Here is a 24,272-nt window from a genome sequence, read left to right as displayed (position 1 = left end):
ATGAAGTTGGCAAAGCTGCGGAGCGAGGAGTAATAGCAGATAGCCGGATAAAGCTTCTAAACTCTTCATGAATTTTTTTTTTATTCTGCCTAATTTTATGAAGTATTTTAGTGAACAAAATAAGCCAAAACACGAATGTCTTGGCTTTATAAATTTATTACTACAAAAATCGTGCTAAACGTGTTTTTGTCAAAAAAAATTATTAAATTCGTAGATGTTATGATAACAAACACAAAGTAGAATATGCTAAAACAACATTTACAACTTAAATTAGGACAGAAACTTGCTCCACAGCAAATTCAGCTGATGAAGTTGATTCAGCTTCACACTTTGGAGTTTGAGGAGGAACTTGAAAGGGAACTTGAAGAAAATCCGGCACTTGAAGTAGCAAAAGATGAATCTAAAGAAGATGAATACTCTTCTTTAGAGGATAACTATGAAAGTGAAGGTACAGAAAGCATCGAAACTGATTTTGATGTCAACGAATATATATACGATGATGAGCCTAGTTACAAGACGGCTTCGAGTAATTATTCTGCAGATGATGAGGATTTCGACAATGAAAGTTTGCTTACAGAAGGACAGTCGTTATATGACTATTTAATGGAGCAAATAAATCTTATAAATATTAATGATGAAGATCTGAAAATTGCTGAATATATTATCGGAAATTTAGATACAGATGGATATTTAAGAAGAGAGATCAAAGCAATTGTCGACGATTTGGCTTTTTCGCAAGGAATTTATACCACGAAAGAAAAAGTAGAGGATATTCTTGAAAATTATATCCAAAAACTTGATCCTTCAGGGGTAGGTGCAAGAGGTTTGCAGGAGTGTCTTTTGCTTCAAATTGAAAAGAAAGTGAGTTCTGATAAAGCAGTTTCTTTGGCTGCAAACATTCTGAGATTTCAGTTTGATGCACTTACCAATAAACATTACAACAAGATCATTCAAAAATATGATATTGAGGAAGAAGATTTGAAAGATGCTTTAGAAGAAATTTCAAAATTATCTCCGAAAGTTGGCGGTAACTTCGATACCCAAACAATTACTATTAATCAAGAGATTATTCCGGATTTTGTTATTCAGGTGAAAGATGGGGTAGTTATTCCTATGTTGAATAGTAAAAATGCTCCAACTTTGAGAGTTTCTGAAGAGTATAAAGATATTTTAACAACATATTCTCACGATAAAAAATCATCTGAGCATAAACAAGCAGCTTTATTTATCAAGCAAAAATTAGATGCTGCAAAATGGTATATTGATGCTATTAATCAACGTCAGAATACTTTGCTTCAGACGATTACTGCTATTGTGAAATTTCAGTATAACTATTTTATTACTGGGGATGAAAAGTCTCTAAAACCTATGATTCTGAAAGATATTGCCGATATTACCGGTTTCGATATTTCAACAATTTCAAGGGTTGTGAAAAGTAAATATGCTGATACACCAAATGGTATTCTTTATCTTAAAGATTTGTTTTCTGACAGTTTAACTAATGACGATGGTGAAGAAGTTTCGACTAAAGAAATCAAAAATCACCTTCAGGAAGTAATAAGTAAGGAAAATAAGAGAAAACCTTTAACTGATGATGCATTGGTAGTTATTCTGAAAGAACAAGGCTACAATATTGCCCGAAGAACGATTGCAAAATATCGTGAACAGCTTAGTATTCCGGTTGCTAGATTGAGAAAAGAACTTTAAAAATAGAAAAAGCATTTCAAATCTGAAATGCTTTTTTTTTATGCAAAATATTTATTAATATTTTTAATTTTCATGAGATTCTATTTCTTTTAACTGATTTAAATTTTTATCGAGTCTACTCATGATAATCCCATATACAAGACGATAGTAAATCCAAATTAATATCACACACAAAATTGTACTTACAATTATTCCAACAATAAAACCGGTAAATGAAGAACTGTTGAGTTCTATACTTTGAGCATTTAAAATATAAAAAGTAAATCCTATTAATGCAGTTATTAGAATTAATAATAATCCGATGTTGGTTAAAATAAATGCATTTACGGTTTTTTTGAAAGTAATTATTCTTATAATAAACAACTTAAGGTCTTCTTCGATTTTTATTTTACGGTAGTTTTGATAAAACTTAAGTACAAAAAATCCGGTAACGACAAGGCTTAAAATTTTTATAATCAAATAAATATTATCGAGTTTAGTAACAAGTTGGCTATCTTTTTGAACCCCCATTTTCTCTAAAATATTCAGGAAGCTGTCTGATTCGTTACTCTGTATTAGATAAAACACACCCAAAACGCTGAAAAATAGAAACTCCACCACACTAATCCAGAAAATATATTTCATGTAATTACGTGATTTTTTATTGAGCATTTTCAGAATCTCATTATCATTATATTTTGGTTGAACGGGCTGTTCCTGCCAAGTCTTCTTAAAGCTGTCTAAATCAAATTCAGGCATGTTTTTCCATTTTTTCTTTAAGGATTTTCTTTAATCTATTCATTTTCACACGTGCATTTACCTCTGTAATACCGAGGTTTTCGGCTATATCCTTATAAGGTAAGTCATCGAGATACATCATTACAATTGCCCTTTCTACATTGGGTAACGTCTTGATTACAGTGTAAAGAAGTGAAATTTGCTGCTGTTTGTCATCATCATCCTCGATGAAATCTCTGTGGTTGATGTCGAGCTCATTGGTTTGTAAACTTTTACTTTTTTTTCTGAAAAGAGTGATTGCTGTGTTGAGTGCAACACGATACATCCAAGTAGAAATTTTTGAATTTCCTTTAAAAGAATCATAGCTTCGCCAAAGCTGTAAAACAATTTCCTGGAAAAGATCTTCTTCGTCTTCCAGCGAATTGGTGTACAGACGCGAAACTTTGATAATCAATCCCTGATTATCTTTCACAAGCTGCGCAAACTCTTTTTCTTTAGAAATCAAAATAAATGTATAACGGCACGAAGATAATAATTATTAGTCAATTATAAATTTTAGTTTTAAAATTCAATTTAAGGGTTTTAAAAATTGACAAGGAAGTGAATTGACTATTCATCATTCACAAAATGTGAATTACTATTCGCATTTTACATATCTTTGCAGCCACGAGAAAGTCGGCTTGTTGATTCTTGCTTCGGTAAGGGTAGGAAAGTCCGGACACCATAGAGCAGCAAAGCGGATAACATCCGTCATCCGTGAGGGTAGGACAAGTGCAACAGAAAGCAAGTACAGTTCGGCTGTAGTGAAACCAGGTAAACTCTTTGCGGTGCAATGATAAGTATATCGGTTCTTTTCAGTAATGAAAATAGGGGCGGCTCGTCCTGAAAGCCGAGGGGTAATCAGCTCAAGTTTTGCAGTAATGTAAAACGTAGATAAATAACAGGCGCTTTTTTAAAGTACAAAATCCGGCTTACAGATTTTCTCGTGATTTTTATTAAAATTGCCACAAATAAACGAATAATTCAAAGAAAAATATTCATGTATTCGTAGCAATTTAGATTGTTTCATTTACTTTTGCTGGCTCTTTTATTCACTTTCCAACTGTTTTTTAGCATCATCTAATCCTGCTTTATCTTCTTCAGAAAGCTTAGGATATTTCAGATTCATTTTTTCTAAAGTATCAATGATGATTTGAATTGCCGAAAGCCTCGCAAACCATTTATTATCAGCCGGAATTACGTACCAAGGCGCTTCATCTTTTGAGGTTTCATTAATTGCGGTTTCGTAGCAACTCATATATTCATCAAATAAAGCTCTTTCTGGTAGATCGGCGGCGGAGAATTTCCAGTTTTTTTCCTGTTCATTGATTCTGTCTAAAAGTCTTTTCTTTTGTTCATCCTTCGAAACGTGAAGAAAAATTTTAACGATGGTTGTTCCGTTTTGAGCCAAATGTTTTTCAAAATTTCTAATACTTTCGTAGCGTTGATTCCAAAATTCTTTATCAAAATCTTTTACTGAATCCCAGGTTTTTTCGCTTAAATTATATTCAGGGTGTACTTTACAGACCAAAACACTTTCATAATGAGAACGGTTGAAAATTCCGATCATCCCTTTTTGCGGTAAAGCCAAATAATGTCTCCAAAGAAAATCATGAGCATATTCTTTTGAGCTTGGTGTTTTAAAACTTGTCACGTTACAACCTTGCGGATTTACTCCACCAAAAACATGCTCTATTAAGCTGTCTTTTCCTGCTGCATCCATTGCCTGAAGTACAACCAAAAGAGATTTACTTCCATCGGCATATAATTTTTCCTGGAGTTCCCGAAGTTTTTCTTTTTCCTGAATTAATATTTGTACACCTTCTTCTTTAGTAAGTTTTCCTTTGTATTCTGTTGAAGTTTTTTTTATTGAAAATTTATCTTTAATTAAAAAATCATCTGAGAAATTATTATTCATATTTTTTAAATATTTAAAGTTTAAAATTAAATTTTAATGATTTGCTTGATTCCATCAACCAAAATCTAGCAAATCATTAGCAAATCAAATATAAATGTAACAAAAAAACCGCCTCGACTGAGACGGTTTAAGAATTTTTTTGAGTAAAAATTATTTTTTAGCTGCTATTTTTGCCGCTTTTTTGTCAGCTTTTGCTTTTGCTTTTTGTTCTGCAGCAGTTAATGGCTTTGGTTCTGGAGCATTTGCGTTCACATCACCTTTAATGTAGATTACGCTTCTGCTGTTTACTGGGTCATTAGAAAATACTTCAATCATTTTGTTGAATGCTCCAGGGCTAGCTGTATTATATCCAACTTTAATTTTAGCAGATTTTCCGGGTGCAATAGGATCTTGGCTAAATTCAGGAGTAGTACATCCACAAGACGGCTTTACATTTGAAAGAATCAAAGGCTTATCACCAGTATTTGTTACTGTGAAGAATCTTGTACCATCAGCATTTGGCTTAATTGTACCGTATTCATAAGTAGTTCTGTCGAATGTAATTGTTTGCGCAGTTGCTAATGCAAATGTTCCGAATAATGCAATTCCTGCAAATAAATTTTTCATATTCTTGAATGTTAATATGTTTGTTAGATAAATTTTGAGAAACAAAGTTAAAAATTATTTTAATTAATGCTTACATTTTTTTACTTTAAACTATTTTTGCAGATTATAAGATAAAGAAACCAGAATTTATGCAGATTTCAGAAAAGTATAATCCACAGGAAACAGAACAGAAATGGTACAATTACTGGCTGGAGAACAAATATTTCCACTCAGAACCCAACGAAAAGCCACCTTATACGATTGTAATTCCGCCGCCAAACGTCACAGGAATTCTTCACATGGGGCATATGTTGAATAATACCATTCAGGATGTTTTGGTTCGTCGTGCAAGAATGCAGGGCTTTAATGCCTGTTGGGTTCCGGGAACAGATCACGCTTCTATTGCTACGGAAGCTAAAGTTGTTGCTAAACTGAAATCTGAAGGTATTAATAAATCGGATATCACTCGTGAAGAATTTTTAAAACATGCTTGGGAATGGACCGATAAATACGGAGGAACAATTCTTGAGCAGTTGAAAAAACTAGGTTGTTCTTGTGACTGGGACAGAACCCGTTTCACAATGGAAGAGTCTCTTTCTCAGCAGGTAATCAAATCTTTTGTTGATTTATACAATAAAGGTTTGATTTATAGAGGTTACAGAATGGTAAACTGGGATCCAGAAGCGAAAACCAATATTTCTGATGAAGAAGTAATCTTCAAAGAACAAAACGGAAAATTATATTTCTTAAAATATAAGATCGAAGGTACAGAAGAGTTTCTTTCGGTTGCCACAACGCGTCCAGAAACTATTTTTGGAGATACTGCCGTTTGTATCAATCCTAATGATGAAAGATATGCTCATCTGAAAGGTAAAAATGTAATCGTACCGATCGTTAACAGAGTTGTTCCAATTATTGAAGACGAATATGTTGACATAGAATTTGGAACAGGAGCTTTAAAAATTACGCCGGCTCACGACATTAATGACTACGAAATCGGAAAAAAACACAATCTTCAGATGATTGATTCTTTGGATGATGACGGAAATTTAAATGATCAAGGACAACATTATGCCGGGAAAAACAGATTTGATGTAAGAAAACAAATCGCAAAAGAATTAGAAGAAAAAGATCTTTTGTTGAAAGCAGAAGATTATGTAAATAAAGTAGGGACTTCAGAAAGAACAGGCGCAGTTATCGAGCCTAAAGTTTCTGTTCAGTGGTTTTTAAAGATGTCTGAAATTGCAAAACCTGCTTTGGATGTCGTAATGGATGATGAAGTAAAATTCTATCCTGAAAAATTTAAAAACACCTACAAATATTGGATGGAAAACATCCGTGATTGGAATATTTCTCGTCAACTTTGGTGGGGACAGCAAATTCCTGCATTTTATTACGGGGACGGCGAAAATGATTTCGTAGTTGCAGAAAACATAGAAGATGCAGTAGAACTTGCGAAGCAGAAAACCAACAACCAACAACTAACAACCAACAATCTAAAACAGGATGAAGATGCTCTTGATACATGGTTCTCATCTTGGTTGTGGCCAATGTCGGTTTTTGACGGGTTGAACAATCCTGAAAATAAGGATATCAATTATTATTATCCAACTTCAGACTTGGTAACTGGTCCGGATATTATTTTCTTCTGGGTTGCCAGAATGATTATGGCCGGATTGGAATACAGAAAAGAAGTTCCATTCAAAAATGTTTATTTTACAGGAATTGTAAGAGATAAAATTGGCAGAAAAATGTCTAAATCTCTTGGGAATTCACCGGATCCGTTAGATTTGATCGAACGTTATGGTGCAGATGCAGTAAGAGTGGGGATTATGATGAGTTCTGCAGCAGGAAACGATTTGAAATTTGATTCTGAGCAGATTGACGAAGAAGGAAATGCTTTAACTGAAAAACAGATAAAACAAAGAATGGAGGAAGGTAAGGAAGCAATTTACACTTCGCCTCTTTGCGATTTGGGAAGAAACTTCGGAACAAAAATCTGGAATGCTTTCCGTTTAATCAACATTTGGAATCATGAAGATAAACCTGCCAATCAAACTGAAATTCAGACAATAGAATGGTTTGAAAATCAACTGGATAAAACTATTGTTGAAGTAAATGATCAATTCAGCAAATTTAGAATTTCTGACGCTTTAAATTTACTTCAAAAATTAGTTAAAGACGATTTCTGCGGTTGGTATCTTGAAGCAATCAAGCCTAATTATGGTGAAGGAATTTCTAAAGAAGTTTATACAAAAACTATTTATTTATTTGAAGAACTAATGAAGCTGCTTCATCCGTTTATGCCTTTCTTAACGGAAGAATTGTGGCAAACTATTTCCGAAAGAAATATAGAAGATGCTTTAATGATTTCTCAGCAAAAGAAAGAAGGATCATTTAATGAAGATATCATCAAGAAATTTGAAACAGCTCAGGAATTCATTTCCGGAGTTAGAAATTATCGTCAGACAAAAGGAATTTCTCCAAAAGAAGCAGTTGAAATTTATACAAACGCTTCTGAATTAGCGAATGAATCTGTTATCAGAAAACTAGCTAACGTTTCAGAAATTCACTTTGGAACAAAAACGGATAAGCCAAGCTTTACATTTTTGGTTGGTTCTACGGAAGTTTCAATTCCTTTGAGTGAAAACTTAGATTTAGGAGAAGAAAAAACAAAAACTGAAGAAGAAATAAAATATTTAAAAGGATTTTTAATTTCTGTGGATAAAAAACTGTCAAACGAAAAATTTGTTGCCAACGCAAAACCTGAAGTTGTAGAATCTGAGCGTAAAAAACAAAAAGATGCTCAGGATAAAATTGCAATTTTAGAAGAGAAGTTGAAAAGTTTATAAAAAATTCAATTAGTTTTGAATGAAAGACGATAGAGAAATTTTCACATTAGATAGCAATACGGTTGCTTCAAACCCGGGCAGAGTCAAAGTGATGCCTTTGGTTTTGATGAGGCATATTCACGAGCCTATTTTTTTATTAATTGCTTTATTGGCTTCGATAGCATTTACTATTGATGTTTCATTGATTTGGGGTGGAATTGCGCTTCTTATTTTTTTAGCAATAAATATTTTTTATTGGAGAAGAAAAAAAGAGCACTTTGCACATGGAGATTCAAATGGTGGAATCGTTATTTCTGAAAATCCCAAATTAGTTGCAGTTACAACAAATCTGTCAATAGGATTTGGAGGCAATTATCCTGTGGTGAAAATTATACCTTATAAAGGAAAAGGGAAATTGAATGACAGAATAGGAACTGTTGCATTGTATCAAGGTTCTGATAATACAACTACTCATTGGGAAGATTTTTTTCCTGTTCCTGTAGAATATGTTAATAATAACAAGATTGAATTAAAAAATGTTTTACAATCTTATTGCGAAGAAAGCTGGGAAATTTTGCAAAATAGAATTCAACAGATAAATAAACCATATAGAGAAGGTTTGTTTAAAATTTATTCTGAAGAAAGTAATTGGTAAAAACTGAAAAATTTATAATTTATAAAGGTTTTTGGTTTAGGTTAAATCTCATTTTAGCCTAAACCTTAGGCTTAATTTAAAATTAAAATGACACACTTAGAAAATATACAAAAACTCTTCTCAAAAGACTTTGTCGAAAGTCCTCTGTTAGAAAGTTTTGAAGTCGGGAAAATATATCTTTCGACAGGAAAATTGGTTGCTTGTGATCCTTTGATTACGAACGATATGCAGCCGTTTTCTACTGAATTTCCAAAAGGAGATTTTCAGGTTTTACTTCATAAAGAAAGAGAAAGTAACTGTGTTGCGTATGCTGAAATTATTTTTAGTAATACAAAAATTTCTTCATGGAAATTAGCGACAACAAAAGAACAAAACATAAAAGATCTTGCTGAAGGTGAAGTGTACGGTTATCCTGTAGAAAGCGGAATGGGCTGCTTTATGGACGTTCAGACTCAGGAACAATTAAATCTTTTAGAACAAAAAATTTTCCAGAGAAAAGGGGATGACTTTATGGGGATTTATGAAGAATTTTTTCATGAACATTTCTTTGATGAGAACGGAGCAATTGATCAGTTTGCGTTTTTAAAACCTACTGAAGAAAATCCCGGGAATATTTTCGCTTTCGAAACGGGTTACGGAGAAGGTTTTTACGCAAGTTATATCGGTTTTGATGATAAAAATAATCCGGTAAAAATTATTACTGAATTTATTGAGATATTGGTGAACTAAAATTGCTTACTTTTAAAGCCTTAGTTTTTAATTTACAAGACTAAGATTATTAGGTATGAATTTTTCTTCAGAGCATCCAAAAATTGTGGTTGTAGGTAGCTGTTCGCTGGATTTGGTATTATATACCGACAAAATTCCTTTGTGCAACGAAACGGTAATGGCAAATCATTCTGAAAATTTTTTTGGAGGAAAAGGCGCAAATCAAGCAGTTGGTACAGCAAGATTGGGAGCGAGTGTTTACTTTATAGGCTGTGTTGGTTTCGATCCTTTAGGACAGCAAATTATGCGAAATTTGGTTACAGAAAACGTTAATGTTGGTTTTGTATACGAAACAGATCAAGAGTCGACAGGAATTGCTTATGTGACAAGCTGTAACGGAGATTTTTCAATCGTTGTAGATCCTGCCGCCAACAAAATGCTCACTACAAAACAAATCAATGATGCCGAAAAGTACATTCACAGTTCGGAGCTTGTTCTTTTACAGTTGGAAATTCCGATGGAAGTAGTTGAATATGCCGTAAAAAAAGCAAAAAAACTAGGTAAAATGGTCGGTTTATATGCTTCACCGGGTAAAAAACTTAATGAAGAGATCCTTGATCAGGTTGATTTTATTATTGCTAAAAGTAATGAACTTTCTATCATTTTCGGGGAAGATAAAAGGGAAGAAATTCTGAAAAAATATTTCAACAAACTTTTTGTAAGAGACGAAACAAATTCTACCATTTATTTTGACGGAACAGAAATGAAATATTTTCGTAATGAAAATGAAAGTATGGTCTACAAAATGGGAATGGGAGACGCTTTTACTTCAGGTTTTGCAGTCGCTTTGTGTCATCAAAATACAATTGAAGACTGCGTGAAATTTGGGAATATTGTTTCTTCAAAAGTTTCTACAGGAAAAGGTGCGCAATCTGCACTTCCTTATCTTAAAGATTTGATTTAAACTTTATTTAATGCATATTGAAAAGTCTTTAAAATAAAGATTTATAATACTAAAAAGTCCACATTTGATGTGGATTTTTTATTTCTTCTCATGGAAAAACTCATACTGACTACAAAAGATAAAACACAAATTGTTGCACATTTATTTAAACCTGAAAAATCTAACAGGAAAATCATTCTGATCAATTCAGCAACGGGTGTAAAACAACAGGTTTATTTTTCTTTTGCTCAGTTTTTTTCTACAAAAGGATTTACTGTAATCACTTACGATTATCGCGGAATAGGGCTTTCAAAACCTCAGAAAATGAAAAATTTTAAAGCTTCTATGCGAATTTGGGGAAGTGAAGATTTTAAAACGGTTACGGAATTTATTGTTGAAAATTTCCCTGATTATCAGAAATTTTGCTTGGGACATTCTGTTGGTGCTTTAGTTATAGGAATGAATGAGCATTCTAAAATTTTTGAGAAATTTATCTTCGTTGCTACCCAAAATGCATACATAGGAAACCTAAAATGGAAGACAAAACTGGAAGCTTTTTTCGGTTTCGGATTTGCTCAGCCGTTTTTCACAGAGTTATTTGGTTATTTTCCAGCGAATTGGTTCGGATTGGGAGAAAGTCTTCCAAAAAATTGCGCTTATGATTGGAGAACCTTAATTTTGAACAGGAAATCCACCGAAAATTTATTGCATAAAACCACTGATTATTCTAAAGATTTAAACCAAAAAGTATTGGTTTTGTATGCTGAAGATGATGTTTGGTTAACAGAAAAAGGAGTGAAAAGTCTTCTCGATGAAACTTATCCTAATCTAAAACCAAATTACAGGTTCTTGAAAACTTCAGAATCTGAAAAAGGCGAAATCGGTCATATCAATTTTTTTAGAAGTTATAATAAAAAACTTTGGGATATTGTTTTAAATACGATTTGATGTTAAGCGATAAATATTTCCCTCCATTGGATGGGTGGCGAAAATTCCAAAGGAATTTTTGACGGGTGGTTTAAAAATATGTAACAAAAAAATTAAATTCAAAAATGAGCAACACAATAGAAAGCACAATCCAATTCGTAAAAGAAAAACTAGAAGGCGCAGAAGCTGGGCATGATTGGTTTCACATCGAAAGAGTCTGGAAACTTTCCGGAAAAATTGCTCAGACTGAAAACTGTAACCTTGAAGTAGTAGAACTTTCAGCTTTGTTACATGATATTGCAGACCCGAAATTTCATGATGGAGACGAGACTTTAGCTTTAAAAATTTCAAGAGATTTTTTAGAAAGTCAGAGTGTTGACGGAAAAATTATTCAGCAGGTTTTATTTGTTATTCAGAATATTTCATTTAAAAATAGAGGAGAAGCGCCTAAAGATTTACCTATTGAATTAAAAATCGTTCAGGATGCCGATAGAATCGATGCAATTGGTGCAATTGGAGTGGCAAGAACATTCAATTTTGGAGGTTTCAAAAATAATCTGATGTATCATCCCGATATTCAGCCAAAACTGAATATGTCAAAGGAAGAGTACAAAAAATCAAACGGAACAACCATTAATCATTTCTACGAAAAACTTTTGTTGTTAAAAGATCTGATGAATACCAATGAAGGCAAAAAAATAGCCGAAGAAAGACATCGGTTTATGCTGACTTTCCTCGACCAGTTTTTGAAAGAGTGGAATGTAGGTTAATTCTTTAATAAAATAAAATTAATATCTCTCATACCAATTTTATCTTTACGAGATAACTTTCCATCTGTGATATTAAAAATTTCATCATTACCACAAATTTTACCTTTAGCAAATTTCTGAAGATTGTTTAAGCTATCAATTATCATTTTTTTTTCTTCGCATATTAATATGACTTTACTTTCTTTTAGTTTCCATATGCCTTTAATATTTTGAGCACACGTTGTCATTGTGTATGTGCTGTCACTCTTTAAATTTAATTCTAACTCGGTCACAAAAGTCCCAAATAAAAATTGATTTGTTTTAGTGTTTTTTGGAGATCTATAAATACCAGAAATGTTATTTTGATTATTTGAAGAACAAAATAGCATTGAAAAACCAAAAGAAAGTATAATCATATATTTCATTGCTTTAGCTTATAAATTATTTGTAATATACTGATTATTTTTGTTTTTAAACTGATTTATTTTGTTGATCAAGTAGTTTATATCATTCGAACTATCTTCATCTGAGAATAGATAAGAGTATTTTGTTAAATAGTTGTTTAGTCTATTTGCAGTAGCGTTATCAATAATAATTATACTTTGAGAATTTACATTAGAAATAAGAGATTCTAATTTAGGTTTCATATCATTAATTAAGATAAAATTTTCATTTATAAAATCCATGTTTACTTTAGAATAATCCATTTTTTCAGATAGATTATAATATATTTCTATATATCTGGAACCATTACTAAATTTAGATAAATAATCGTCTCTAAAACCATGCAGAAATTCTCTTGTATTTAAACTTCTATATTGTTGTATACTTTCAGTTTGCTCAGTAGCTAGACTTAATGAATGATCTGCGGCACATGGTCTTGGGTCTGCCAAGCAAAACCAATTTTCGTCTCCCATTTGGCCTTCTGTAACAGTGCACCATGCATCAGCTCCAGGAGGATTACAAGGAAAACTACAGTAGCTACCTCCCTTTGCTAATATTGCTTGGTTGTGGGATAATTCCTTTTGTAACTCCATTTTTTGAGGAGGGGTTTTAATTAATTTATGAATATCTATGATTGCAAATGTCTTTTTATATAAATCATTATTGATTAATAATGATATATTTTTGAAGTCATTTGAGGAAATAATATTACTTTTTAAATTAGAGATTTTATTTTCAACATATTCTCCTTGGATTTTACTGAACAATCTTACATTATAATTTCCATTATTATTTTGTTCATATGCTACAAATGCATCAATATCTTCAGGTGCTAAATCGTCAATTTTATTGCCATTGTTAGAAAATAATATTAATGCTTTTGTTTTTTTTACTAAACTTTTGTTGGATATAAATTTAATTACCTCAGAGATTTTTGCTTCGGGTGCATTAATTGAAAAAAAATCAGGATCGCTTGGAGTACCAATATTGTAATCTCTCATCTTAAAGTTATTACTTCCGATTTTTAAATCTTTAATTAGATAATCACTAGTTTGGCATTCATCGCATTGATTCGGTAACTCTTGTTGAGAATTCTGACAAGAAAATAATATTAGCAATAGTGCTAATAAAATTTGATTTAAATAGTTTTTCATTGTGTGTTAAATTTTGTTAATTATGTTTAGTGAATTTAATAAAAAAAACAATTAATATAAATTTAATAGTTAAAATTCATTTTTTTTATGAAGTATATATAAATTCAATAGGTTCTCACTCTTTTGTTTAAAATTTTTAACGGTAATTAAAATTTTTATTAATAATATTTTTAGCTGAGTAAATGAGAAAAAGTATGTGTACATAAATAAGTATCTTTGCGATATGGGATTTATCATTTTTGTTATTTTTCTGTCACTTGTTTTCTCGCTTTTTTTCTCAAAACTGAAAAAAGGAAAGGTGGGTCAGTTGGCTAAACTTTTCAGGATTGCGAGTGTGGTTTTTGCGGTTTCTGTTTTTACCTATTGGTTTATCCAAAAATCGGCGGTGAGAATTGTTAATGATTCATTGTCGTTGCAAGTGATAAATAAACTTCCGCAACCGTTAGATTTTTATGTAATCAACATCAATAATCTCGATAAAAATACGCCTTTAGAAACCAAGCATATCGGAAAAATTCGTCCGGAATATTACAGAATTGAGTACCTGAAAATGAATAAATCTGATGAATATTGGATTGCAGGATATTTAGGTAAAAAAAATCTCGTTTATTTTTCCCAGCATTCTGTTCCCAATAAAAATATGGATCAGATGATTGAAGTTCAGAATTATATCAATCAAAGCGAAAAACTTTCCGCAATTGCAAAAAAGGAAATTGAGGAAGACAATTACCAAAATATGTTGATGGGAATCTGGGTAACGCTTTGTTTTCTCTTACTGTTCCTGAATTTTGTTTTATTGGTCAGAAAGAAATAATATTTAGAACAAACTCGGCATATTTTCCTGCCCCATTTTTGGAATCGGAAGATCAGTTTTCCATTCTTTATTTAAATTTTCGATGAAATATGCTGAAAGAAGGGGCGATGCTTTTTCAATGTTTTGGTGAACGAAAAAATAAAGATTCTGAAGACCTTCTTTTTTCCATGTGGTAAGATGATTTAACCAATCGTTTAATCTTTCGTAATCACTTTCTGCATTGGCTCCAACGTATCTGATGAAAGCATTTGGAGTTGTGAGTCTCATGTGAAGCATATCTCGTCTTCCTGCTGTATCTACGATAATATTGGTGATGTTATTCTCCTCAAAAAGTTGACAAGTTTTATCAAAAATCTCTTCGTCGGTAAACCATTCCGTATTTCTGAGTTCAATAGCTAAAGGAACTTCTTTTGGCCATTTATTAACAAAATGTTCCAATCTTTCATAATCTTTAGGCTTAAAATTATCATGGAGCTGAAGGAAAACCATTCCCAATTTTTCATCAAAATTCAAAACTGCCGTTGCAAATTGTGTTACGACATCATCAATATTCAAAAGTCTTCTGAAGTGGGAAACCGTATTGGTGATTTTCGGGAAAAATTTGAAATTTGCCGGAGTTTTTTCTTTCCAAGTTAAAACCTGTTCAGAACTTGGCAAAGAGTAAAATGTAGCGTTTAATTCTATTGAATTGAACTGAGTTGCGTAATAGGTTAATTCATCTTTTGTTCCTTTTGGATAAAATCCTTTTAAGTCTGTTTTATTCCACTTTGCGCAACCAATAGAGATATTTTCAAGTCCTTTTTTATTCTGCTTTAAAATTTCTTTGGTTCTTGAATGATCTTTTGGTAACGTGAAATCTATTTTTGAAGGGTCTTCTACTTGTCCGAATTTCATTTGACTTAGGTTTTTTTGTATTAATAAAAATAGTAAATCTAATTAGATTGATAAAGTTTTTCTGCTGATTTGAGACATTTAATTTTGACTTTATTTTTATTGATTGGAATAGAGAATTTTTCAGAATAAAAGACATTGATAAGCTATTTTTTCTTTATTTTTTCTTGAAATGAAGCTTTTCCAATCGCTATATTTTTTCTAATATTTAGACTTTCATCGTCAATGTTTTCATATTTATAATTGATCTCATCTCAGCTGTCAAAACGATACCATTTTCCATTTTTCTTTAAAATTATTGGCGTGTAATAGGTTCTTCTATGAACAAACCCCACGCTTTCGTTTTTTACAAGATAAATGATTGCATAATCATACACAGAACATCTGATTTGATTCATGTGAGTATAAATTGAAATTAATCAGTTAATGTACAATCACTCCCCATCTTCCAACTGAAAAATATCCTCAACCTTCTTTTCAAAATATCTCGCAATTTTCAAAGCCAAAACTGTAGAAGGAACATATTTTCCCGCTTCCATTGCATTGATGGTTTGTCGCGAAACGCTGATTGTTTTAGCTAAATCTTCCTGTGTGATATTTTTTATGGCTCTTTCGAGTTTAATTTTATTTTTCATTTCTTTAGCAGTAAATAATTAAATCTGAAGATATACAAAACCAAAGGCAGAAATATAATAAGAATCATAACGGTGAGAAACAGGCTTCCGAAAACTGTAATAAATAATAGAAGAACAATAGAGTAGGAGACAATCAGGCTCCAGAAAATGGACTTTAGACGCAAGCTTGAAATATATTCATCTTCAATTTTTTCTTTAGAAAATCCTACCAGAATTCCTCCGATAATAATTAAAACACCAAATAAATTTGGAAACAAATCAATTTCTGTTGTTTTCAGGAAACCTTGGTTTTCATCATTGAAAAATCCGGAACTGTAGATCACAGGCAAAGAGATTTCAACGTTCATAATTCCAATGAGAGAAATCAATCCAAGAATTAAAGAAGGAATAAAAATTAACCAACCGATTGTTTTAAAACGGTTTGATAAAAGTTGTAATGTATTCATGTTTGTAATTTTTAATAAAACAAATGTAAAAAATATTTTACAAAATGTAAAGTTTTTTTTACTTTTTAATGAAAAATTACAAAATCATTCTGTATGATAGGAATATTAACTTTTTACATGATTATTTATCAAGCGAAATTTAATTTTTTGATTGAAAATTGATCTTTTAATATTAAGATAAGACAAAAAAATCTGTTTCATGATTTGTGAAACAGATTTTAATACATATTATCTTGATTTTGCTTTATCTAAATCTTTTTTTGTTGATGCACCTAGAATGATTGTTATAGCTAAAACAAAAAGTGCAGGAATATATTGATCGACGGGAGCTGCGTTAGGATCGCCGGGATTTCCGGGAAAAGTATCTCCTTCGGTTGGAGAAGGCTCATCATATAGATAAGGATTATCGTCTGAAGATTGAGCGCACGCAAAACCCGAAAGAACAATCGAAAATGTTATTATTAATTTTTTCATTATGTTATTTCATTATTTTTTTAGAGTATTCTTTCCCTGCTGAAAATGCCTTTAGGATGTATAAACCTTTTGTATCCAATTTCACTCGCACCAATTTTGCATTTGCATTTAGCTGCATTACTTTTCTTCCCGAAGCATCGAATATTTCAACTGTTTCAATATTTTTATCATTTCTCACAAAGAAATCTTCACCTTCTCTGTATACTTCAAAAGAAGTTTTAGTGGCTTCTGCAGTTGCCAAAACATTTAGTTTGTAAACAATCTCAAATCTGTTTGCAAATTCTCCTGCATTTGCTGTAAAGCTGTAGCTGCCATTCTGCAAATTAGTGTAGGTACTTAATTCTTTGTCGTGAAGATAGATCGCTTGTCCGTTATTGAAAACCCCTTCTTTTTGAGCTAAAGAAATCGTAAAGTTTCCGTTCTGAAAATGCTTAGTACCTACCGGAACTACATCGTTGATGTCGAAATCCGATTTTCCCTGAATTACCAGTTTTTGTGCATCTGCTATTGTATAGAATGCATCAGAACCAATTCCAATTGCTTTAGAATCATATTGATCGAAAGAATCAGATGCTGAAGACAGATATGCAACTGCAAAAGTATTATTAGAATTGTAAGAAGAGTTTAATCTCAACCAGAATTTAGCTTCTGTAAGAGAATTGTTTTTATTAAAGAAAGTTCCTGATGTAGCCACTCTCATATCATTTCTGAAACTTAAAGAAGTATCTGAGGGAGCAGGTAATGCTCGTACAAAGAACCCTTGTCCGATATTAGCAATATTTCCTGTAGGAACTGTTATAATATTTGGCGCAGGAACCCAAGCCGAAGTAGAAGCATTATAAGTAGCATAACCAATGTTTACAGAACTAGCTCCTCCTTGGGTAGTTACAGAATTGCTCGTGTTATCCCAAAAATACATGGTATTAGAAATTCTTCCTTGGTTTGCTATATAGAAAGTATCTAAATTCAAATTTGAAGGATAAGGATTTCCCACCAAATTAAATCTGTTTCCTGTTGTTGCCAAAGTGTAAGTCTGAGAACCATTGTTTGGGGCACCTGTAAAGGTTACGTTTCCAATTGATCCTGAAGGGGTTTTAATAGAATATCCTTTACCAAAAGCTGAAGTTGCAGAAGCTGCGTTTACGAAATTGTCTGTTGCGGTATTATATTCTGTAATAAATTGAGGAGTAATTCCTGTTCCGTAGATTGCATTAAGATCTTGTGAAGCAACTGGTGAAGACCAGAATGCGTACTTATCAAAGTCACTTGTTGAGTATTTTTTTACTTTGAAAGTGCCGGTATAATTTAATATAGAACCATCTGTTTGGATAAGGTTTCCACCATTTTTTATCGTTACATCAGCAGCGTTGATTGTATTTCCTGATGTAATTTCTAAAACAGCTCCGTTATTAACAATAATATTTTTTGCTGTGAACATAGGTTGTGTTGTTGTAGAATAATTTCCAGCAATAAATGCATTAATAGCTGACGTAGGAGCTCCATTACTCCAAGTTGTACCATTCCATATAGTTTGGATTAGGTTTGTGCAATCTGAGGTGAAATTTATATCAAAATCAACAAAGGTTGCCAGCTGTGCATCATCAACACAAACTGATAAGCTGGGATTGTAATTATAATTTTCAACATACTGTTCTATTGAGTTGTTGTGAAGATTAACTGAAACTAAGTTTAAATTATCTATTGCAGAAAAACTCTCTAAATGTGAAGCGGTTGAAAAATCCAGTTGTGTTAATAATGGGCATTCTTTAAAAAATACATTCTTTAGATTGACATTAGCTAAAGTATTTAATTGTGCTATCAAAGGGAGTTTCTCTATGTGAAGTTCTTCTAAATTTATATTATTAGAAATATTCAATTGATTGAGAAAATTATTTTCAATAAGATCAAGTTTTTTTAATCCTGTACAATCAGAAATATCTAATGAACTGATTTTTGTGTATTTGATATATAACTCCTCAAGACCTGAACATTGAAGGAGATTTAATGTATTGAGTTGACTAAAATAATTGTAAAGTATGTTGTCACTTATAGCCAAAGTTTGGAGACTTGAACAATTTTGTAGATTCAAAGTTTTTAAATCATAGTTTCCCCAGATGTCTAAAGCCGTAAGAGCTGTACAATTTTGGGCATTTATATTTTGTAGATTTATAGGTACGCTAGAATCCTCCGGAGCACCATTATAAGCTTTTAGTGTATGCAGTGCGGTTAAATTACTTACATTTAAATTACTTAAAAACTGACTTGAGGTTACGATATTTATCTCTTGCAAGAGTGGGCAAACATTTATATTTGCATAATTGAGAGGTTGATTAAAGGCTGTTAATTTTTTTAGTTTTGGTAGCCCTGCAAGATTTAATGATGTTACATTTCCTAGTATTACACTTCCCAGGGAATTTGTTGTGTAAATGTATCTGTTATAATATGCACAGTCTAATTCTTCAAGATTCACTAATCCTGCTGTTGAAAAATCAATATTCGAAGCGTTAACGCCTTTTATTTTCTTTAAAGAAGAACATCCGTTTACATTGATTGCTGATAAATAAACTGCACAACTGTCATAATAATCGCCATCTAAAATAATTTCATGCAAGGCAGTGCAATTATTCGCAATCAAATTAATTTCCTGATCATCTGTTTGTGAATCTTGTGTATTGGCAATATTAATCGTCTGTAGTGTTGCAATATTGGGAACAGATAATTTTACAAGGCCTCTGCAATCATCGATATCAATTGATGTTAAATTGACATTCTCAATATACAATTCAGAAACCAATTTGTTATTCATCACCAATGCACCATTAAACTGTGGGTTATTTTTAATTCTAAAAATGGCCTGTCCTAAAAAAGAAGGATGATAAAAAGCACTAATATCATTCATTGTTAAAACCGACGGACAATTATCAATGGTAAAATCTACAGGAAAAAAATCAGAGTCATAGTAACTTCCGTTGAAAGATGCCTCGTTGTAAAACCAACGATTCATGCACATCACTTTTTTAATTTTACTATTATTTACAAAACTGATATTTGCATTTTTAGTGTCTGAAATATAGAGTTCTTCTACATTAGTAAAAAGCAAAGCATCAGAAATGTTTTCTGGAAGATGAGTAAAATAGTAAATATAATTAGTAACAGCTTCGGTTATTGGATCACAATACTGTGTCTTATCCATTTTCACATTAAGAACCACTACCTGTTGAGCTTCCTGAAGCTGAATTTCACCATCTCCGTTTGTATCAATTGTGATAGAATTTCCGTTAAGGTCTTTTGCTATCTCATTCGTGGTGTTTGAGCTTAGAATTAAAGCTTTAAACTTAGAATCTGTAAAATTAATGTTTTGGGAATAAACTACAGAACAGCAGCTTACAAATAGTGTAAATAGAATTTTTTTCATTAGTGTTTTTTGTTTTTTGATCAATATAAAACCGAGAGAAGTTTAAATTCAAAAAACAAAGATATTATTTTAATTTTTCTACATATTTTGATTAATTCACATTTTTTGCAATATATGGTTTTGTTTTTTATTTAAATAAATGTTTATTATTTCGTTATGTATTTATAAATCAGATTATGAAGCTTATTGCCAAAATAAATTATGTAATTATTTTTTTTTTTTTTGATTCTTTTAAGGTAAACAAAAAAACCGCAGAAAAATTTCCACGGTTATAATATATTCACAGCCAAAACTTGGCTCTTTTTACTTTTACTTTTCTCTTCCCTTAAGCTTCACAAGCCGAACAGCTCACAAAATTCACCATCATTTCCTTAGAAACAGACGAACTTCTTTGGTAATACAAAGTTTTCACACCTTTCTTCCAAGCCTCAATATAAAGATAGTTTACATCCTTAACAGGCATCGTAGACGGAATCTGTAAATTCAGAGACTGAGCCTGATCGATATATTGCTGTCTTTGTGCGGCCTGAGAAATAATCTCCATCGGAGAGATTTCTTTGAATGTTTTGAATACTGCTTTTTCTTCGTCAGTCAGTTCAGTTAAGTGCTGTACAGAACCGTGGTTCAGCATAATCGTTCTCCACGTTTCTTCGTTGTCAAGACCTTTATCTTCAAGCAATTTAGCCAAATATTTATTCTTACGCATGAAGTTTCCTTTCGCAAGACCTGCTTTGTAGTAATTTGAAGCAAAAGGCTCGATTCCCGGAGAAGTCTGACCTAAAATCGCAGAACTTGAAGTGGTAGGAGCAATCGCCATTACCGTTGTATTTCTCATTCCGTAACCTTTCAGAAGTTCAGGTTCACCGTAGATGTTTGCCAGTTCTTTCGATGCAATATCCGCCTGAGCTCTGATGTGTTTGAAAGCCCTTGCATTAAACTGCGTCGCCTCAAAACTCTCAAAAGGAATCATATTTTTCTGAAGATAAGAATGGTATCCCAAAACTCCCAAACCAAGCGCTCTGTGGCGCATTGCGAAGTCTCTTGCTCCTTTTAGATAATAATTTCCTTCCGTTTTTTCGATAAACTCAGACAAAACAGCGTCAAGGAAATAAATCGCCAACTGTACAGCGTTCGTATCTTTCCACTCGTCATATAATTCTAAGTTCATAGAAGACAGGCAGCAGATGAAAGATTCCTCTCTGGTTGAAGGAAGCATAATTTCCGAACAAAGATTACTCGCATTAACGGTTAATCCTAAGTCCTTATAAACTTGTGGCTTGTTTCTGTTCACGTTATCGGTAAAGAAAATGTACGGAAGACCTTTTTGCTGACGGCTTTCCAAAACTCTCGCCCAGATTTTACGTTTGTCGGCATCACCGTCGATCATATCCTGCATCCAGTAATCCGGTACACAAATCCCTGTAAAAAGGTTCTGAATCGGACTACCAATGTCTTTAATTGATAAAAATTCTTCAATATCACCGTGGTCAACATCAAGATAAGCCGCAAAAGCACCTCTTCTTACACCACCCTGAGAAACGACATCCATTGAAGTGTCAAACAGTTTCATAAACGACACCGCACCCGAAGATTTTCCGTTATCAGTTACCGCAGTTCCTCTGTTACGCAGTTCCCCGAAATATCCCGAAGTTCCGCCCCCGATTTTCGTCTGCATAATTACTTCACCCATTTTGTGGGTAATTCCTTCAATGCTGTCCGGAATATGCACGTTGAAACAAGAGATTGGAAGACCTCTCTGCGTTCCCATATTCGCCCACACCGGAGAAGAAAAACTGATCCATCCTTTCATGATCATCTCCTTGAAAGCCGGCTGCAGTTCAGGTTTGTATAATTTTTTTGCTGCGGCAGTCGTGATTCTGTCGATTGCACCGTCTACGGTTTCCCCTTTTAGAAGGTAACCTCTGTTCAGCATTTGCTCAGATTCTTCGTTGAGCCACCAGATATTGTTGTTTTGTTCTTCCATTTTTTATATTGTAAAATGTACCGAGTACATTGTTTTGTTATTTTTTTAGGAGCAGAAATTCTTGTCTGCCTCCTCACTGTTCTACCTGCTTTCCGCTATATCTTTTTTGTGATTGCGAACCACATTATTTTATCATTTTCACTTTTCTGCCACCGCAATCCCAAAAAAGGATGCCGCTGCAATCAGGGCTAAGACGAGGTTTCTTTTATCTTTACCAATAAGCGCTATTATTGTGAGGAATGAAACGATTCTTTATTTAATAGATTTTTTATCAAGTAAAAACTTCATGCTTTCAGTGAAATTTTTAGCATCTTCTTTACTTTTTAAAACTTGATTTATCAAAAATGTAAGAATGTTTTTCACATGATTTGCCTTTTCCAAACAAACTTCATCGCTTTCAGAATGAAGTCCTCCACTTAATTCACTGTGTAAAACTCCCAAAGTATTCATGCCACCTGGCTTTAAAATTGAGGGTAACAAATCCTTTATAAGTGATATTTTTTCTTGAGTTACTCGCGTTTGTTTAGTTTTCTCTAAGGCTTCTTGATATTGGGCTTTATTTTCTTCATCAATTAAGTCTTCAATTGAATCTAAAAGCTCATCAATTATGTCTTCTGTAATTCTTCTATAATATGAAAATGCTCCAATTCCGTATCCTTGTGATTCGCAAACTAATCCTTTTCTGAAATTGCCTAAATGTTTATGCAATGTTTTCTCTAGACCTTTATCAATCTTAATTTCCCACTCCGGATATTGTCCAATTTTATAAATTTCATTTAACTCAGGATTAATGTAGATGTAGAAGTGTCTCTCAAAGATTTTACAAGATTGACATTTGTATTTAAGTGAAGCGACTTTGTCTGCTGCGTTATTATCAGGAGTATTATAATTTGAATTATATCCGTAACGATTTATTAGATTAAATGTTTGAACAGAACTACATTTATGACAATTCATGTTTATTGGTATTTGATCCCAATTTCCCAAGTTGTCAGGAAGTGTTTGATTAAATTTCAACTTCCTGAATAATGAATATTCTTCTATAAATTTTTTTGTAATCATTCGTCTATGAACTGAATTTCACTAAAACAAATCATTCGCCGTAATACTCTTATCATGCTTTGTATAATCCACCGGTCTTTTTGCGAAGAAATCATCCATAGAATTCGCAAATACTTCCTCTTCAAACCATTTCATCGGGCTGTATTGCTCGGCAGTGGTGTTGTAACGTTTTTCCATGTTGATTTTGGTTAAACTTTCATCAACACGGTATTTCATAAAGTTGATCAAATCCTGTTTCGAGAATTTATCCAGTTCGCCCATTTCAAAGATCCAGTCAAGAATTTCACCTTCCAGCTCGATTGATTGGTCTACCAAAGTATAAATATCTTCAATATCAGAATCAGTCAAAAGATCCGGCTGCTCTTCACGGATTTTATTGATCAGATAAATTCCGCCGTTTGCGTGAATCTGCTCATCAATAGAAGTCCATGCAATAATATTGGAAACATTTTTCATGAAACCTTTAAATCTTGTGAACGATAAAATAATGGCAAACTGTGAGAACAAAGACACATTCTCAATCAGAATACTGAACAGAAGCAAAGACGAAACATACTCTTTCGGCGTTGCAGAGTTGGCATGTTTCAGCACATTAGATAAAAACTGAATTCTCTTTTTCAGTGCGGGAACTTCCACTACATGAAGAAACTCTTCATTATAGCCCAACACCTCAAGCAAACGCGAGTACGCCTCCGAATGACGGAATTCACATTCTGCAAACGTCGCTCCCAAACCGTTCAGTTCAGGCTTCGGAAGGTGATTGTAAAGATTACCCCAAAACGACTTTACCGAAACTTCGATCTGAGCAATCGCCAAAAGTGCATTTTTTACCGCATTTTTTTCGTGTGGCTCCAGCTGCGACTGAAAATCCTGAACATCTGCCGTGAAATCTACTTCCGAGTGTACCCAGAAAGATTTGTTGATCGCTTCTGTAAACTGAAGAACTTCAGGATACTCAAATGGCTTGTAGCTTACTCTTTTGTCGAAAATCCCCATATTGTAAATATTTTGTCTCTTGTTTTGTAAAAAATAGAATTTTACAAACACTCCCGATATATCGATAAGTATTTGATTTTTCGAAAGTTAATAATGTGATTGATTAATCTTAAATCTCATTTATTTTCTTTCAGAATATACCTACAAAGTTAGAAAATGAACACTGATTTTGAAAGGG

Annotated in this window: 23 protein-coding genes and 1 other RNA gene; 9 read left to right on the top strand and 15 right to left on the bottom strand. The window is 32.6% G+C overall.

Annotation, left to right across the window (positions count from 1 at the left end):
• The first annotated feature begins 243 nt into the window (after nt 1-243).
• A complete protein-coding gene (rpoN, locus tag OEA66_RS04225) occupies nt 244-1,707 on the top strand; it encodes an RNA polymerase factor sigma-54 (RefSeq protein WP_267280206.1) in 1,464 nt (487 codons plus the stop codon).
• A gap of 63 nt (nt 1,708-1,770) precedes the next feature.
• Here rpoN and OEA66_RS04220 read toward each other — a convergent pair whose 3' ends face one another.
• Together OEA66_RS04220 and OEA66_RS04215 are read right to left on the bottom strand one after the other, a co-directional pair.
• Nucleotides 1,771-2,445 carry a DUF8845 family protein gene (locus OEA66_RS04220; protein ID WP_267280205.1) on the bottom strand — a complete coding sequence of 225 codons (675 nt, stop codon included), beginning with the start codon at nt 2,443-2,445 and terminating at the stop codon, nt 1,771-1,773.
• Nucleotides 2,438-2,929 carry an RNA polymerase sigma factor gene (locus tag OEA66_RS04215; RefSeq protein ID WP_034674450.1) on the bottom strand — a complete coding sequence of 164 codons (492 nt, stop codon included), beginning with the start codon at nt 2,927-2,929 and terminating at the stop codon, nt 2,438-2,440. The genes OEA66_RS04220 and OEA66_RS04215 overlap by 8 nt, the downstream gene beginning before the upstream one ends.
• A 162-nt stretch (nt 2,930-3,091) precedes the next feature.
• Here OEA66_RS04215 and rnpB point away from each other — a divergent pair.
• An RNA gene (gene rnpB / locus OEA66_RS04210) (RNase P RNA component class A) lies at nt 3,092-3,414 on the top strand.
• Between the two features lie 97 nt (nt 3,415-3,511).
• Here rnpB and OEA66_RS04205 read toward each other — a convergent pair.
• Both OEA66_RS04205 and OEA66_RS04200 read right to left on the bottom strand, forming a co-directional pair.
• Nucleotides 3,512-4,381, bottom strand: a complete 870-nt coding sequence (locus OEA66_RS04205) for a polyphosphate kinase 2 family protein (RefSeq protein WP_267280204.1) — start codon at nt 4,379-4,381, stop codon at nt 3,512-3,514.
• Nucleotides 4,382-4,531: 150 nt separating this feature from the next.
• Nucleotides 4,532-4,987, bottom strand: a complete 456-nt coding sequence (locus OEA66_RS04200) for a DUF1573 domain-containing protein (protein WP_267264803.1) — start codon at nt 4,985-4,987, stop codon at nt 4,532-4,534.
• A 128-nt stretch (nt 4,988-5,115) separates the two neighbouring features.
• Between OEA66_RS04200 and OEA66_RS04195 the strand changes: the two genes are divergently transcribed.
• The 6 genes from OEA66_RS04195 (at nt 5,116) to OEA66_RS04170 (ending at nt 11,800) form a co-directional block, all read left to right on the top strand.
• A complete protein-coding gene (locus OEA66_RS04195) occupies nt 5,116-7,818 on the top strand; it encodes a valine--tRNA ligase (protein ID WP_267280203.1) in 2,703 nt (900 codons plus the stop codon).
• A 19-nt stretch (nt 7,819-7,837) separates the two neighbouring features.
• Complete coding sequence (locus tag OEA66_RS04190) at nt 7,838-8,452, top strand: hypothetical protein (RefSeq protein WP_267280202.1); 615 nt, start codon at nt 7,838-7,840, stop codon at nt 8,450-8,452.
• 87 nt (nt 8,453-8,539) lie between these two features.
• Complete coding sequence (locus tag OEA66_RS04185; protein ID WP_267280201.1) at nt 8,540-9,181, top strand: DUF4241 domain-containing protein; 642 nt, start codon at nt 8,540-8,542, stop codon at nt 9,179-9,181.
• A gap of 55 nt (nt 9,182-9,236) precedes the next feature.
• Nucleotides 9,237-10,124 (top strand): ribokinase, encoded by an 888-nt coding sequence (locus OEA66_RS04180; RefSeq protein WP_267280200.1) that lies wholly within the window; start codon nt 9,237-9,239, stop codon nt 10,122-10,124.
• 90 nt (nt 10,125-10,214) lie between these two features.
• Nucleotides 10,215-11,051: an alpha/beta hydrolase family protein gene (locus OEA66_RS04175; protein ID WP_267280199.1), complete on the top strand. Its 837-nt coding sequence runs from the start codon at nt 10,215-10,217 to the stop codon at nt 11,049-11,051.
• A gap of 104 nt (nt 11,052-11,155) precedes the next feature.
• Entirely contained in the window at nt 11,156-11,800 is a 645-nt protein-coding gene (locus OEA66_RS04170) for an HD domain-containing protein (RefSeq protein ID WP_267280198.1), read from the top strand.
• Here OEA66_RS04170 and OEA66_RS04165 read toward each other — a convergent pair.
• Both OEA66_RS04165 and OEA66_RS04160 read right to left on the bottom strand, forming a co-directional pair.
• Nucleotides 11,797-12,195 (bottom strand): hypothetical protein, encoded by a 399-nt coding sequence (locus OEA66_RS04165; RefSeq protein ID WP_267280197.1) that lies wholly within the window; start codon nt 12,193-12,195, stop codon nt 11,797-11,799. The two genes, OEA66_RS04170 and OEA66_RS04165, sit on opposite strands and share 4 nt — an antisense overlap.
• A gap of 18 nt (nt 12,196-12,213) precedes the next feature.
• Nucleotides 12,214-13,377, bottom strand: coding sequence for a hypothetical protein (locus OEA66_RS04160; protein WP_267280196.1), 1,164 nt, complete (start codon nt 13,375-13,377; stop codon nt 12,214-12,216).
• A 223-nt stretch (nt 13,378-13,600) separates the two neighbouring features.
• On the opposite strand from OEA66_RS04160, the gene OEA66_RS04155 reads away from it, so the two are divergent.
• Entirely contained in the window at nt 13,601-14,191 is a 591-nt protein-coding gene (locus OEA66_RS04155; RefSeq protein ID WP_267280195.1) for a hypothetical protein, read from the top strand.
• A 3-nt stretch (nt 14,192-14,194) separates the two neighbouring features.
• Here OEA66_RS04155 and OEA66_RS04150 read toward each other — a convergent pair whose 3' ends face one another.
• The 9 genes from OEA66_RS04150 to OEA66_RS04110 all read right to left on the bottom strand — a co-directional run bounded on the left by OEA66_RS04150 (nt 14,195) and on the right by OEA66_RS04110 (nt 24,094).
• Nucleotides 14,195-15,085, bottom strand: coding sequence for a DUF72 domain-containing protein (locus OEA66_RS04150; RefSeq protein ID WP_267280194.1), 891 nt, complete (start codon nt 15,083-15,085; stop codon nt 14,195-14,197).
• A gap of 251 nt (nt 15,086-15,336) precedes the next feature.
• Nucleotides 15,337-15,480, bottom strand: a complete 144-nt coding sequence (locus tag OEA66_RS04145) for a hypothetical protein (protein WP_267280193.1) — start codon at nt 15,478-15,480, stop codon at nt 15,337-15,339.
• A 36-nt stretch (nt 15,481-15,516) separates the two neighbouring features.
• Nucleotides 15,517-15,717 (bottom strand): helix-turn-helix transcriptional regulator, encoded by a 201-nt coding sequence (locus OEA66_RS04140; protein WP_267280192.1) that lies wholly within the window; start codon nt 15,715-15,717, stop codon nt 15,517-15,519.
• Nucleotides 15,714-16,163 carry a hypothetical protein gene (locus tag OEA66_RS04135; RefSeq protein WP_267280191.1) on the bottom strand — a complete coding sequence of 150 codons (450 nt, stop codon included), beginning with the start codon at nt 16,161-16,163 and terminating at the stop codon, nt 15,714-15,716. Before OEA66_RS04135 ends, OEA66_RS04140 begins: the two co-directional genes overlap by 4 nt.
• A gap of 228 nt (nt 16,164-16,391) precedes the next feature.
• Complete coding sequence (locus tag OEA66_RS04130; protein ID WP_267280190.1) at nt 16,392-16,637, bottom strand: hypothetical protein; 246 nt, start codon at nt 16,635-16,637, stop codon at nt 16,392-16,394.
• A 4-nt stretch (nt 16,638-16,641) separates the two neighbouring features.
• Nucleotides 16,642-20,052, bottom strand: coding sequence for a leucine-rich repeat domain-containing protein (locus OEA66_RS04125; RefSeq protein ID WP_267280189.1), 3,411 nt, complete (start codon nt 20,050-20,052; stop codon nt 16,642-16,644).
• 325 nt (nt 20,053-20,377) lie between these two features.
• Nucleotides 20,378-22,036 (bottom strand): ribonucleoside-diphosphate reductase subunit alpha, encoded by a 1,659-nt coding sequence (locus tag OEA66_RS04120; protein WP_056077045.1) that lies wholly within the window; start codon nt 22,034-22,036, stop codon nt 20,378-20,380.
• Between the two features lie 252 nt (nt 22,037-22,288).
• On the bottom strand, nt 22,289-23,098 hold the full coding sequence (locus OEA66_RS04115) for a hypothetical protein (RefSeq protein WP_267280188.1): 810 nt from the start codon (nt 23,096-23,098) through the stop codon (nt 22,289-22,291).
• Nucleotides 23,099-23,119: 21 nt separating this feature from the next.
• On the bottom strand, nt 23,120-24,094 hold the full coding sequence (locus tag OEA66_RS04110) for a ribonucleotide-diphosphate reductase subunit beta (protein ID WP_056077054.1): 975 nt from the start codon (nt 24,092-24,094) through the stop codon (nt 23,120-23,122).
• Nucleotides 24,095-24,272: the final 178 nt, after the last annotated feature.

The organism is Chryseobacterium luquanense, assembly GCF_026460945.1.
Lineage (GTDB): Bacteria > Bacteroidota > Bacteroidia > Flavobacteriales > Weeksellaceae > Chryseobacterium > Chryseobacterium luquanense.
This window is presented reverse-complemented; position numbering and strand designations above follow the sequence as displayed.